This window comes from Mycolicibacterium sp. lyk4-40-TYG-92 (genome assembly GCF_030209435.1).
Lineage (GTDB): Bacteria > Actinomycetota > Actinomycetes > Mycobacteriales > Mycobacteriaceae > Mycobacterium.
The window spans coordinates 21,513-34,863 of sequence record NZ_JARVRX010000005.1 but is presented as its reverse complement, the minus strand read 5'-3'; the positions used below and the strand labels follow the sequence as shown (position 1 = coordinate 34,863).

General features: G+C 68.2%; 11 protein-coding genes. 7 read left to right on the top strand and 4 right to left on the bottom strand.

Annotated elements, in window-relative coordinates; translation table 11 throughout:
- Positions 1 to 90: 90 nt before the first annotated feature.
- Positions 91 to 3,423 (bottom strand): bifunctional lysylphosphatidylglycerol synthetase/lysine--tRNA ligase LysX, encoded by a 3,333-nt coding sequence (lysX, locus tag QRN63_RS10925; protein ID WP_285030785.1) that lies wholly within the window; start codon positions 3,421 to 3,423, stop codon positions 91 to 93.
- A 50-nt stretch (positions 3,424 to 3,473) separates the two neighbouring features.
- Positions 3,474 to 3,857: a DUF1844 domain-containing protein gene (locus QRN63_RS10920; protein ID WP_285030783.1), complete on the bottom strand. Its 384-nt coding sequence runs from the start codon at positions 3,855 to 3,857 to the stop codon at positions 3,474 to 3,476.
- 259 nt (positions 3,858 to 4,116) lie between these two features.
- On the opposite strand from QRN63_RS10920, the gene infC reads away from it, so the two are divergent.
- The 4 genes from infC to QRN63_RS10900 all read left to right on the top strand — a co-directional run bounded on the left by infC (position 4,117) and on the right by QRN63_RS10900 (position 6,192).
- Positions 4,117 to 4,716, top strand: a complete 600-nt coding sequence (gene infC / locus QRN63_RS10915) for a translation initiation factor IF-3 (RefSeq protein WP_082762265.1) — start codon at positions 4,117 to 4,119, stop codon at positions 4,714 to 4,716.
- Positions 4,717 to 4,787: 71 nt separating this feature from the next.
- Positions 4,788 to 4,982 (top strand): 50S ribosomal protein L35, encoded by a 195-nt coding sequence (gene rpmI / locus QRN63_RS10910; protein WP_020103309.1) that lies wholly within the window; start codon positions 4,788 to 4,790, stop codon positions 4,980 to 4,982.
- Positions 4,983 to 5,020: 38 nt separating this feature from the next.
- Positions 5,021 to 5,410, top strand: coding sequence for a 50S ribosomal protein L20 (rplT, locus tag QRN63_RS10905; protein ID WP_267317818.1), 390 nt, complete (start codon positions 5,021 to 5,023; stop codon positions 5,408 to 5,410).
- A gap of 41 nt (positions 5,411 to 5,451) precedes the next feature.
- Positions 5,452 to 6,192 (top strand): TrmH family RNA methyltransferase, encoded by a 741-nt coding sequence (locus QRN63_RS10900; protein WP_285030779.1) that lies wholly within the window; start codon positions 5,452 to 5,454, stop codon positions 6,190 to 6,192.
- Positions 6,193 to 6,199: 7 nt separating this feature from the next.
- On the opposite strand, the gene QRN63_RS10895 is transcribed toward QRN63_RS10900, so the two are convergent.
- A complete protein-coding gene (locus QRN63_RS10895) occupies positions 6,200 to 7,441 on the bottom strand; it encodes an acyl-CoA dehydrogenase family protein (RefSeq protein WP_267317816.1) in 1,242 nt (413 codons plus the stop codon).
- Between the two features lie 4 nt (positions 7,442 to 7,445).
- Positions 7,446 to 8,474, bottom strand: coding sequence for an oxygenase MpaB family protein (locus tag QRN63_RS10890; protein ID WP_285030778.1), 1,029 nt, complete (start codon positions 8,472 to 8,474; stop codon positions 7,446 to 7,448).
- A 236-nt stretch (positions 8,475 to 8,710) separates the two neighbouring features.
- On the opposite strand from QRN63_RS10890, the gene QRN63_RS10885 reads away from it, so the two are divergent.
- The 3 genes from QRN63_RS10885 to pheT are packed head-to-tail and all read left to right on the top strand — an operon-like array spanning position 8,711 to position 13,209.
- Positions 8,711 to 9,613: an adenylate/guanylate cyclase domain-containing protein gene (locus tag QRN63_RS10885; protein WP_502888110.1), complete on the top strand. Its 903-nt coding sequence runs from the start codon at positions 8,711 to 8,713 to the stop codon at positions 9,611 to 9,613.
- A gap of 57 nt (positions 9,614 to 9,670) precedes the next feature.
- Positions 9,671 to 10,714 carry a phenylalanine--tRNA ligase subunit alpha gene (pheS, locus tag QRN63_RS10880; protein WP_285030777.1) on the top strand — a complete coding sequence of 348 codons (1,044 nt, stop codon included), beginning with the start codon at positions 9,671 to 9,673 and terminating at the stop codon, positions 10,712 to 10,714.
- Positions 10,714 to 13,209, top strand: coding sequence for a phenylalanine--tRNA ligase subunit beta (gene pheT / locus QRN63_RS10875; protein ID WP_285030776.1), 2,496 nt, complete (start codon positions 10,714 to 10,716; stop codon positions 13,207 to 13,209). Before pheS ends, pheT begins: the two co-directional genes overlap by 1 nt.
- Positions 13,210 to 13,351 lie beyond the last annotated feature (142 nt).

Sequence of the window (13,351 nt, the reverse complement as noted above, 5' to 3'; positions counted from 1 at the left end):
AAGCTGGGAGCCTCCTGTGTGCGATCTGGGTGTCGACGGCTCTCACCTGGAGGTTCCAGCAAACATGCAAACCGAAGATTCCGCCGCTGTTCACCGAGGCTTCGCGAGCGGGAACGGCAGTGTCTCGCGGATGCTGCGCCCGGTGATCAGCATGACGACGCGGTCGACGCCCATACCCAGGCCGCCGGTCGGCGGCATCGCGTATTCCATTGCCTGCAGGAAGTCCTCGTCCAGCTCCATGGCCTCGGGATCGCCGCCGGAGGCCAGCAGCGACTGTTCCTCGAGCCGTCGGCGCTGTTCCACCGGATCGGTCAGCTCGCTGTACGCGGTGCCGAGCTCGACACCCCAGGCCACCAGGTCCCAACGTTCAGCAACGCCGGGGACGCTGCGGTGCGGGCGCGTCAGCGGCGACACCGAGGTGGGGAAGTCCTTGTAGAACGTCGGCATCTCGGTGCGGTCCTCGACGAGGTGCTCGTACAGCTCCAGCACGATGGCCCCGGCGTCCCAGTGGGTCCGGTACGGGATCGTCGCGCCGTCGCACAGCTTGCGCAGCGTCGCCACATCGGTTTCCGGGGTCACGTGCTCGCCCAGCGCCTCGGACACCGCGTCGTGCACCGTCTTGACGGGCCAGACGCCCGAGATGTCAACGGGCGTAAGGCTGCCGTCGGGACCTGGTCGCATGACCACCTGCGCGCCGTTGGCCGCCGCCGCGGCGTTCTGGATGATCTCGCGGCAGCCGTCGATCCAGACGTTGTAGTCGGCGTGCGCCTGGTACGCCTCCAGCAGGGTGAACTCGGGGTTGTGGCTGAAGTCCACGCCCTCGTTGCGGAAAGCGCGGCCGAGTTCGAAGACGCGCTCGACACCACCCACGCACAGTCGCTTCAGGTACAGCTCGGGCGCGATGCGCAAATACAGATCCAGGTCGTAGGCGTTGATGTGGGTCTCGAACGGCCGGGCGTTCGCGCCACCGTGGATCTGCTGCAGGATCGGGGTCTCGACCTCCAGGAAACCCTTGCCCACCAAGGTTTCCCGGATGGCGTGCAGCACCCGGCTGCGCGCGGTGATCAACTCCCGCGACTCGGTGTTGATGGCCAGGTCCAGGTACCGCGTGCGCACGCGCGCCTCGGGGTCGGTCAGGCCCTTCCATTTGTCGGGCAGCGGGCGCAGGCACTTGCCGATGAGGCGCCAGCTGTGCACCAGCACCGACACGGTGCCGTTGCGGCTGGTGCCCATGACGCCGGAGACCTCGATCAGGTCACCGAGGTCGATGGCCGCCGTGAATTCGGCCACGGTACTCCCGGTCAGGAGCGAATTGTCCAGCAGCAGTTGGACTTCGCCGGACCAGTCGCGCAGCTGGGCGAACAGCACACCGCCGTAGTCGCGCAGCCGCAGCACGCGTCCGGCGACACAGACCGCGGTGTCGGCAGCTGACGCCACTGCCTCGGTGACCGTGTGGCTGGGTGCCCGCCCAACGGGGTAGGCGTCGACGCCGCCCGCCTGCAACGCCTGCAGCTTCGCCATCCGCACCCGCACCTGGTCGGGCAGCCGGCGAGTGTCGGCGGTGTCGGACGCCGCGGCGGCAAGATCGGCCACATCGGGTGCGCTGCCGTCGGGGTGCAGCCGCCCCGAATCGATCAGGTTCTTGGGGGCCGCGGTGTGATGGCCGGTGTGGGGCTGCTCGTCGCGCCGGGAGAACGGCAGCACCAGGAAGCCCTCGGCGATCACCGAGGCGACGCCGACGCGCGGGATCAGCCGGGCGTCTTCGTAGCAGGCGTAGCGCGGCACCCACTCGGGCAGGTATTTCATGTTGGAGCGGTACAGCGTCTCCAGCTGCCACCAACGGGAGAAGAAGATCAGCAGCGCGCGCCACAGCCGCAGGACCGGGCCGGCGCCCAGCTGCGAACCCTGCTCGAAAGCCGAACGGAACATCGCGAAGTTCAGCGAAATCCGGGTGACGCCAATCTCTTCCGAGCGCTGGCACAGCTCGCTGACCATGAGCTCGATGGTGCCGTTCGGCGATGCGGGGGAGCGGCGCATGAGGTCCAGCGACACCCCGTTGTTGCCCCACGGCACCAGCGAGAGCATCGCCACCACCCGGCCGTCACCCTGCACGGCCTCCACCAGTAGGCAGTCCCCGTCGGCGGCGTCGCCGAGCCGCCCGAGCGCCATCGAGAAACCACGCTCGGTCTCGGTGTCACGCCACGCATCGGCATGTGTGATCACCTGGGCCATCTCGTCGGCACTGATGTCGCGGTGCCGGCGCAGCCGCACTGTCAGCCCGGCTCGGCGGGCGCGGGTGACGGCCTGGCGCACGGCGCGCATCTCCGGCCCGGACAGTTTGAACTGATCGGGATGCAGGATCGCCTCGTCGCCCAGCTGCAACGCGTTCAGGCCGCCCTGCCGGTACGCCTCGGCGCCCGCCGAACTGGCACCCATCACGCCGGGCGCCCAGCCGTAGGTCTGGCACAGGACAAGCCAGGCGTCGATGGCGGCCGACCAGGCGCGCGGGTCACCGACGGGGTCGCCGCTGGCCAGGCAGACGCCCACCTCGACCCGGTAGGTGATGGCCGCCCGGCCGTTGGGCGCGAAGACCACGGCTTTGTCGCGGCGGGTGGCGAAGTAACCCAGCGAGTCGTTCTTGCCCCACAGTTCGAGCAGGCCACGGATCGCGGACTCGTCCTCACCCGTGAGGGCGTTCTCGGCACGCTGCGACTGGAACAGCACGATCGCCGCCACCATCAACGCCACGGCGCCGAACAGGCCGAACAGCGCGTTGAGGAACGGGTGTGGATGGCCGCCCTCGAACGCTTCCTTGCCGACGGCGGCGAAACCACTGACGCGGTTCACCGCGTAGGCCAGCCGGTAGTCCGGGTCCAGTGGCGGCCGGCCGGGGAACATCTCCAGCAGGCCCCAGGCCGCCAGGATGCCTACCGCCATGCCGGCGATCAGGGTCAGGGCCGCCTTGAGCAGTGCTCCGCGACGAACCTTGGCCCAAAACTGCTTCCGTGACAGCAGCAGTACGACGATGACGCCGATGTGGAACACCAGACCCAGCGCCTCGCCGAGGTCCTCCATGACGGTCAGGTCGACCATCGGGCGGTCGCCGGACAGCAGTCCGTACACGTTCCAGCCGATTGCGCCGACCATGTAGAGCAGCAGGATCCACCAGGCGATCCGCTTGCGTGCGGCGAGGGCGGCGGCCAGCAGGATCAGCACGAACGACCACGCGAAGCTGGTGTCCGGGAAGTTGAACAGGTAGTTGTTGACGAATTCGCGCGGGATACGGATGATCCACCGGATCAACGGCGACAGGCTGGCGAACAGCGACAGCGTCGCTACGACACCGACGGCCCAGCCGGCCGCCGGCGGAACCCACCCCAATGTCGTCGGGCGCTGCTGCGGTCTGCTCGGCGTCAACGTCATGAGTTCGGACAATATTCGGTGAAAATGAGAAGTGTCTGCAGGACCCTGCGCTACCAGACCGGGCCCGTGTACTTCTCGCCCGGACCCTGGCCGGGCTCATCCGGCGCGACGCTCGCCTCGCGGAAGGCCAGCTGCAGGCTCTTGAGGCCGTCCCGGACCGGGCCGGCGTGCAGACCCAGGTATTCGGCCGAGGCCTGAACCAGGCCGGCCAGCGCGGTGATGAGGCGACGGGCCTCGTCGAGGTCGCGGTGCGGGCTCTCGTCCGGGTCGGCGTCGGCCAGCCCGAGCTTCTCGGCGGCCGCGCTCATCAGCATGACGGCCGCGCGGGTGATCACCTCGACGGCGGGGATCTCCGCCAGCTCCCGTACCTGGGCTTCCTCGGCTGCAGTCACTGAGTCGGTGGTGGGGTCACTGGTTAGGTTCGGGTCGGTCATGACTGCTAGAGTGTCATGCGCGACCGTCCTGGCTTACGTCAGGACAGCAAGTGGAGTCCCACTCCCACCGTCGGCCTCACGGCTTGGCGGTCCGGTCACAGGCACATTGTGCCTGTTCTGCGATGTTCGCAGGCGGCGTGAGCCGTGATCGGTCGGCATTGGGCCCTGCTATATGCAGGGCTTTTCTGTTCATGCGAACAGATGCCTGAGCCGGGTGTGACCTCTACTGAACAAGTAATGGAACAACCCGGGAGGCCCCATCAGCACTGAGACACGCGTCAACGAGCGCATTCGAGTACCTGAAGTTCGGTTGATCGGACCGAACGGCGAGCAGGTAGGGATCGTGCGCATCGAAGATGCCCTCCGCGTCGCCCAGGACGCCGATCTCGACCTTGTCGAAGTTGCGCCAGGCGCAAAGCCGCCGGTCTGCAAGATCATGGACTACGGCAAGTTCAAGTACGAGACGGCTCAGAAAGCACGTGAGTCTCGCAAGAACCAGCAGCAGACCGTCGTCAAGGAACAGAAGCTGCGTCCCAAGATCGACGACCACGACTACGAGACCAAGAAGGGTCACGTCGTCCGCTTCCTCGAAGCAGGGTCGAAGGTCAAGGTGACCATCATGTTCCGCGGACGTGAGCAGTCGCGGCCCGAACTGGGCTACCGACTCCTGCAGCGGCTGGGCGCCGACGTCGCCGAATACGGCTTCATCGAGACGTCCGCCAAGCAGGACGGACGCAACATGACGATGGTGCTGGCTCCGCACCGCGGCGCGAAGACTCGCGCCAAGGCGGCGCACGACGCCGACGCGCCGGCTGGACGGCCGGCCCCCGCGGCACCTGAATCTGACGCAACCGCGTAAACAGCAGTCGCGATTGCTCGCAGCGGCCTCCAGCCGCCGCGGGCGACCGCATGGAAAGAAACTGAGGACACATGCCCAAGGCCAAGACCCACAGTGGCGCATCGAAGCGGTTCCGCAAGACCGGAACCGGCAAGATCGTGCGCCAGAAGGCCAACCGTCGCCACTTGATGGAGCACAAGGCCACCAAGCGCACCCGTCGTCTCGACGGCCGCGCCGTGGTTGCTGCCAACGACACCGCGCGTGTCGCCAAGATGCTGGCCGGCTAGTACCGCCCGCTACCCGAACGAACGATAGGAACACTCTCATGGCACGCGTGAAGCGCGCACTGAACGCTCAGAAGAAGCGGCGCACAGTACTGAAGGCCTCGAAGGGCTACCGCGGGCAGCGCTCGCGGCTCTACCGCAAGGCCAAGGAGCAGCAGCTCCATTCGTTGACCTACGCCTACCGCGACCGTCGCGCCCGCAAGGGTGACTTCCGGAAGCTGTGGATCACGCGTATCAACGCCGCCGCTCGCGAGAACGGCGTCACCTACAACCGCCTGATCCAGGGCCTGAAGCTGGCCGGCGTCGAGGTCGACCGCAAGAACCTGTCGGAGATCGCGATCAGCGATCCCGCCGCGTTCACCGCGCTGGTCGAGGTGGCCAAGGCCGCTCTGCCCGCCGACGTCAACGCTCCGTCTGACGAAGCTGCCTGAGTCTGACTACAGACTCAGCGCTCACCGAGCGATCTGCCCGGGTGGTCGCTGCGGCCAAGCTGCAGCGCCACGTCGGGCGCAAACGCGCCGGGCGCTTCCTTGCCGAGGGACCCAACCTCGTCGAGGCGGCGCTCCGGCGCGGTCTTGTTTCTGAGGTCTTTGCGACCGAAGCCGCGCTGGACCGTTTCGGCGCACTGCTCGGCGGCGCCCCGGTCTCGGTGATCACCGAGAAGGCCGCAAAGACGTTGTCGGAGACCGTGACTCCCGTCGGACTCATCGCGGTGTGCACGCTGCCCTCGGTGTCGCTCGAGGACGTGCTGGCCGCAGAGCCACGGCTCCTGGCAGTGCCGGTCGGCATGTCGGAGCCCGGCAACGCCGGCACCCTGATCCGCATCGCCGACGCCATGGGCGCCGACGCCGTCGTGTTCGCCGGCCACAGCGTGGATCCCTACAACGGCAAATGCCTGCGGTCCTCGGCGGGCAGCATCTTCTCGTTGCCGGTGGTGGTGGATCCCGATGCGGCCGCGGTGGTTTCGGCAATCCGCGACAGCGGCATCGAGGTGCTCGCGACTGCGTTGGACGCCTCCGTCGACATCCGCGCCGCCGATCTGTCGGCGCGTACCGCGTGGCTGTTCGGGCCCGAGGCGCACGGCCTGCCCGACGAGGTCATGTCGCTGGCATCGCAGCGGGTGCACATCCCGATGCGGGGGAGCGCCGAGAGCCTCAACGTGGCAGCCGCAGCGTCGATCTGCCTGTACGAGAGCTCCCGGGCGCACACCTGATCCGGCTTCAGGCCAGCAGCCCCTTGGCGACGTGCGTGATCTGGACCTCGTTGCTGCCGGCGTAGATCATCAGCGACTTGGCGTCGCGGGCCAGCTGCTCGACGCGGTACTCGGTCATGTAGCCGTTGCCACCGAACAACTGGATGGCGTCCATCGCGACATCGGTGGCGGCCTGCGAGCAGTACCACTTCATGGCAGACGCCTCGGCCAGCGGAATCTGGCGTCCGGCCTGGCCGGACTCGATGACGCGGAACAGCATGTTGCGCACGTTCATCCGCGCCACCTCCATGCTGGCCAGCTTGAGCTGGATCAGCTGGAACTGCCCGATCTCCTTGCCCCACAACGTGCGGGTCTTGGCGTAGTCGATACACAGCCGCAGGCATTCCTCGATGATGCCCAGCGACATCGACACGACGCCGATGCGTTCGGCCGAGAAGCTCGACCGGGCGCTGTCGCGGCCGTCGCCGGCCTTGTTCTCCTCGGTCTCGCCGAGCAGCCGGTCCCGGCCCAGTCGGACGTTGTTGAAGAACAGCTCGCCGGTGCGCGACGAGTGAATGCCCATCTTGCGGAACGGCTTCGACTGGACGAAGCCCTCCATGCCGCGGTCGAGCACGAACGTGAGCACCTTGCGGTCGCGCTTGTCGGCCCCGTCGCCCTCGTCCAGCTTGGCGTATACGACGACGACGTCGGCGTCGGGCCCGTTGGTGATGAAGGTCTTCTGGCCGTTGAGGATGTAGTCATCACCGTCACGCACGACGTAGGACTTCATGCCGCCGAACGCGTCCGAGCCCGAGTCGGGTTCGGTGATGGCCCACGCGCCGATCTTCTCGTACGTCACCAGGCCGGGCAGCCAGCGCTCCTGCTGGGCCAGGGTGCCGCGGCTCTGGATGGTCGGCACCGTCAGGCCCAGGCTGACGCCCACGCCCGTCACCAGACCCGAACTGACGCGGCACAATTCGCTGATCAGCACCATGCCCATGCCGGCCTGGTCCGGTCCGCCGCCGAACATCCCACCGGATGCCCGGGGCTTGCCGTCCGCGGCTTCGCCGGAACGCAGCCGAGACAGCCGCCGCTCCAGCGCTTCCCGCGCCATCACGTCGATTCCGAAGGTGGCGAACAGCTTTCGGATGATCGGGTAGGGCTCCATGTCGCCGCCCTCGAGTTCGTCGAGGTGCGGGCGGATTTCCTTGTCCACGAACTCGCGAACGGCGTCGCGCACGGCAATATCGACGTCGGACCAATCAAGCATGTATTCAGGCAGCCTTTCCGGTCATTGAGCGGTTCCGCGCGGGACGCAAACCGGCCAACGAGAACGTGGTGTGCACCAGTGACCCGGCGCGTTCCATCAACGATCTGTGACGTGGCACATAATGCATCGGCAGGCCCCATCGGTCTTTCGGCGGGGCCATGAATCCCGGCGCCTCGACCAGCGGGGCGTCGGCCGGCACCAGCCCGGCAGCGCGGCGGTAGGCTGCCAATGCCCTTGGGTGCAAACGGATTTCGTCGGGAATAGCGAGGAAGGCCAGTTCGACGGCCTTACCCAGCAGGCGCAGCACCACCTCGTCGCCGGGGGTCCAGCGCATGCCGGCCCGCTCCCGGACGGCGGGGTCGAACACCCCGGCCGCGACCCAGCGCTGCGCCCCGACGAACGGCTTGAACATCTGGTCCCACACCGGCGTGGGCATCAGCACGAACCACGGCTTGGGGATGCGGATGGTGAAGATGTCGAGCGTGGCCCGGTTGATCTCCAGTTCTTCGGAACACTTGTGTTCCCAATAGGTTTGGAAGTCCTCCCAGGTCTGCGGGACCGGCCGCATGCTCATGCCGTACATCCGGTACCACTGCACGTGCTCGTCGAACAACTGGCGCTTCTCGGCCTCGGTCAACCCGCCGCAGAAGTACTCGGCGGTCTTGAGGATCAGCATGAAGAACGTCGCGTGCGCCCAGTAGAACGTCTCGGGATTCAGCGCGTGGTAGCGGCGGCCGTCGTGGTCGACGCCCTTGATCGTCTCGTGATAGCCGCGGATCTGGGCGCCGGTGTCGGCGGCGCGGTCGCCGTCGTAGACCACTCCCATGATCGGGTACACCGACCGCGCGACCCGCTGCAAGGGCTCCCGCAGCAGGATCGAGTGGTCCTCCACACCGGCACCCAGTTCGGGATACATGTTCTGGATCGCGCCGATCCACACGCCGAGGATGCCGGTGCGCAGGTCGCCGAAGTACTTCCAGGTCAGCGAATCGGGACCGAGCGGTTCGGCGGCGGGTGTCGTTCGTGGGCTCATGGTGCCTCGCTCAACGTTGATACCGAGGGTTCTGTGTCGCCACGATAATCGTGACAACGCATGTTGTCCACGATTTGCCGCCGGTGTCGCAGCGACTGTTACGGAGCAGCTATCAGCCCGCCACAACTCGGTGACCAGCCACTTTCTGCCTGGCCTGGACGGTGTGAGGCGCACCAACCCCGACGCTCCGGCGGCGATCGTTGCCGGTGCCGCGGACGGCCACCTAGGGTGGCGTCGTGGAAGTCGAATCGTTCGAAGAACGATCCGACGGTGTCGGAGAGATCGGCCCAGCCTCACACGCTGCGCCAGGATCAAGTGGACCGTTGGGGTGGTTGCAGAACACCAATCACAGTCCGGCTGTCATCGGATTCATCCGACGGGCGCGCCGTGCACTGCCGGGGGACCCGGACTTCGGTGACCCGTTGTCGGTCGCCGGCGTCGGTGGGCCCAGCGCCGCGGCCCGTGCCGCCGATCGGCTGTTGCCACGCGGCGGGGCGTCCCACGAGGTCAGTCTCGCCGGCCTGCAGGTGTGGCAGGCCCTGACCGAGCGGGTCTCGGGCCGGCCCGCGAACCCCGAGGTGACCGTCGTCTTCACCGATCTCGTCGGCTTTTCCAAGTGGTCGCTGAGCGTCGGAGACGAGACCACGCTGCGGCTGCTCCGCCGCGTGGCCCAGGTCTTCGAGCCACCGTTGCTGGAATCGGGCGGTCACATCGTCAAACGCATGGGCGACGGGTCCATGGCTGTGTTCAGCAATCCGGTCACCGCGCTGCGCTCGGTCATCCGGGCACTGGATGCGCTCAAAGAAGTCGAGATCGACGGGTATCACCCCAAGATGCGCGCCGGCATCCACACCGGACACCCGCAGCGCATCGGGTCGGACCTGCTCGGCGTCGATGTCAACATCGCGGCGCGGGTGATGGAGCGGGCCACCAAGGGCGGGCTGATCATCTCTCAGGCGACCCTTGACCGGATCGACCAGCAGTACCTCGACGCCCTCGGTGTGACGCCCAAGAAGGTGCGCAAGCAGCTGTTCGCGGCCAAGACCTCGGGCGTGCCCGAGGACCTGTCGATGTACTGGATCAGACAGCGCAAGGACGCCGGAACCGAACCCGATGACGGGGAGCTCGTCGAAGCCTAGGGTCTGCCGGGTCCCTGCGAGTGCGGTGGGCGCGGCGCTCGTCGCTATGATCTCCGGGTGGCTGAGCAGGGTGAAGAACTATCGGAAGCAGCACTGACCGCGGCGGTCGAGGCCGCCCGTCTCGCCTTCGACCAGGCCGCTGACCTCGACGCGCTGGCTCGCGCCAAGACGGAGCACCTGGGGGACAAGGCGCCCATCGCGCTGGCCCGTCAGGCACTGGGCACCCTGGCCAAGGAAGACCGGGCCGACGCCGGCAAGCGCGTCAACGTCGCCCGCAGCGCCGCGCAGCAGGCGTATGACGACCGCATCGTGGTCCTGCGTGCCGAGCGTGATGCTGCCGCGCTGGTGGCCGAGCGCATCGACGTGACGTTGCCGACGACACGGCAGCCCATCGGTGCCCGGCATCCGATCACGATCCTGGCCGAGAACGTCGCGGACACCTTCGTGGCGATGGGCTGGGAACTGGCCGAGGGTCCCGAAGTCGAGACCGAACAGTTCAACTTCGACGCACTGAACTTCCCACCGGACCATCCCGCGCGCAGCGAGCAGGACACGTTCCACGTCGCCCCCGACGGTTCCCGCCAGGTGTTGCGCACGCACACGTCGCCGGTGCAGATCCGCGCCCTGCTGGAGCGCGAACTGCCCGTCTACATCGTGTCGATCGGCCGCACCTTCCGCACCGACGAACTCGACGCCACCCACACCCCGGTGTTCCACCAGGTCGAGGGACTTGCTGTCGACAAGGGCCTGACCATGGCCAACCTGCGGGGCACCCTGGATGCGCTGGCGCGCGCCCAGTTCGGCCCCGAGGGCCGCACCCGGTTCCGGCCGCACTTCTTCCCGTTCACCGAGCCGTCGGCCGAGGTCGACGTCTGGTTCCCCGACAAGAAGGGCGGCCCCGGCTGGGTGGAGTGGGGCGGCTGCGGCATGGTCAACCCGAACGTGTTGCGGGCCTGCGGCATCGACCCCGACGAATACTCCGGATTTGCCTTCGGCATGGGATTGGAGCGAACCCTGCAGTTCCGCAACGGAATTCCCGACATGCGCGACATGGTGGAGGGCGACGTGCGCTTCTCCCTGCCGTTCGGGGTGGGTGCCTGATGCGTATTCCCTACAGCTGGCTGCGGGAAGTCGTGCAGGCCGGTGCTCCCGGTTGGGACGTGTCGCCGGAAGAGCTGGAAGCAGCCTTCATCCGGATCGGTCACGAGGTCGAGGACGTCATCGCCGCCGGGCCGGTCACCGGCCCGCTGACTGTCGGCCGCGTCGTCGAGATCGAGGAACTGACCGAGTTCAAGAAGCCCATCCGGGCCTGCAAGGTCGACGTCGGCGAACACAACGTCGACGGGCTGCCGCGCGACATCGTCTGCGGGGCACGGAACTTCGCCGTCGGCGACCTCGTTGTCGCGGCCCTGCCCGGCACCGTGCTGCCCGGTGAGTTCAAGATCGCGACCCGCAAGACCTACGGCCGGGTGTCCGACGGCATGATCTGCTCGGCGGCCGAATTGAACTTCGGCTCCGACCATTCCGGCATCATCGTGCTGCCGCCGGGTACCGCCGAGCCCGGTGCGTCGGGCGCCGACGTGCTGGGCCTGGATGACGTGGTGTTCGACCTGGCCATCACCCCGGACCGCGGCTACTGCCTCTCCATCCGCGGTATGGCGCGCGAGATCGCGTGCGCCTTCGACCTGGATTTCGTCGACCCCGCCGACGTGCCGGCCCTGCCCGCCGAGGGCGAGGCCTGGCCGCTGACGGTCCAGCCGGGCACCGGTGTGCAGCGTTTCGGGCTGCGGCCGGTCGTGGGCATCGACCCGACGGCGGTGTCGCCGTGGTGGTTGCAGCGGCGCCTGCTGCTGTCCGGCATCCGCGCCATCTCGCCGGCCGTCGACGTCACCAACTACGTGATGCTCGAGCTCGGCCACCCGATGCACGCCCACGATCGCAAGCTGATCACCGGCGGCTTCGACGTGCGCTTCGCCAACCCGGGGGAGACCGTCGTCACCCTCGATGATGTGGAACGCAAACTGGATCCGGGGGACGTGCTGATCGTCGACGACGTGGCCACCGCGGCCATCGGTGGCGTGATGGGCGCCGGTACCACCGAAGTCCGCGACACCACCACCGATGTGCTGCTGGAAGCCGCGGTCTGGGACCCCGCCGCGGTGTCGCGCACCCAGCGGCGCCTGCACCTGGTCAGCGAGGCCAGCCGCCGGTACGAACGGTCTGTCGACCCCGCGATCTCTCGCGCCGCGCTGGACCGCTGTGCCGCGCTGCTGGCCGAAATCGCCGGTGGCGCAGTCGAACCCACTCTGACCGACTGGCGTGCCGAGCGCACCGCGGACTGGTCGCAGCCGCCGGTGACCATCGCCGTCGACCTGCCCGACCGGATCGCCGGCGTCAGTTACCCGGACGGCACCACGGCCCGCCGCCTCACGCAGATCGGCGCGGATGTCACGGTGTCCGGTGCGACCGCCACGGTGGTGCCGCCGAGCTGGCGGCCCGATATGAAGCAGCCCGCCGATCTGGTCGAGGAAGTGCTGCGGCTCGAAGGGCTCGATGCCATCCCGTCGGTGCTGCCGCAGGCACCTGCCGGCCGCGGCCTGACGGCGGCGCAGCAGCGCCGTCGCGCCATCGGGAAGTCGTTGGCCCTCAATGGCTTCGTCGAGGTGCTGCCGACGCCGTTCCTGCCTGCGGGCGTGCTGGACGCGTGGGACCTGCCGGCCGACGACCCGCGCCGCGCCACCATCTCGGTGCTCAACCCGCTCGAGGCCGACCGGCCCGCGCTGGCCACCACGCTGCTGCCGGGCCTGCTGGAGGCGTTGGTGCGCAACGTGTCTCGTGGTGCGGCCGACGTCGCGCTGTTCGGTATCGAGCAGGTGGTGCAGGCGACGCCGCACACGAAGGCCGTGGCGGCCATCCCGGTCGACCGGCGTCCGACCGACGCCGAGCTGGCCGAGATCGACCAGGCGCTGCCGTACCAGCCGTTGCATGTCGCCGCGGTGCTCACCGGCCTGCGCGAGCCGGCCGGCCCGTGGGGTCCGGGTCGGCCCGTCGAGGCCACGGACGCACTGGAGACCGTGCAGATCATCGCCCGGGCCTGCGGCGTCGAGCTGACGCTGCGTGCGGCTCAGGAACTGCCGTGGCATCCGGGCCGCTGCGCCGAGGTGGTGGTGGGTGACACCGCGGTCGGCTACGCCGGCCAGCTGCACCCGGCCGTCATCGAGCGCACGGGCCTGCCGAAGGGCACCTGCGCCGTCGAGCTGAACCTGGACGCCATCCCGGTCATCGAGCGTGCCATTGTGCCGTCGGTGTCGCCGTATCCGGCGGTGTTCCAGGACGTCAGCCTGATCGTCGCCGACGATGTGGCTGCCGCGGCGGTTGTCGACGTCGTCCGCGAGGGTGCCGGCGACCTGCTCGAGGACGCGCGGTTGTTCGACGTCTACACCGGTCCGCAGATCGGGGAGGGTCGCAAGTCGCTGACCCTGGCCCTGCGGTTCCGGGCGCCCGACCGGACGCTCACCGAGGACGAGGCCAGTGCCGGGCGCGATGCCGCGGTGGCCCTGGCCGCCGAGCGCCTCGCCGCCGAGCACCGCCGGTAACTGGAGCCATCACCGCGAGCGGCCGTGTTTGTACCCCGACACGCCGCAATTGGTGTGCATTTTGCGGCCGCTCGGCGGCGTTGAGCGGCCGCAATTTGTAACCCGTGCAGTCGACCCGCGATACCTCGAGTTAATTGGTTTG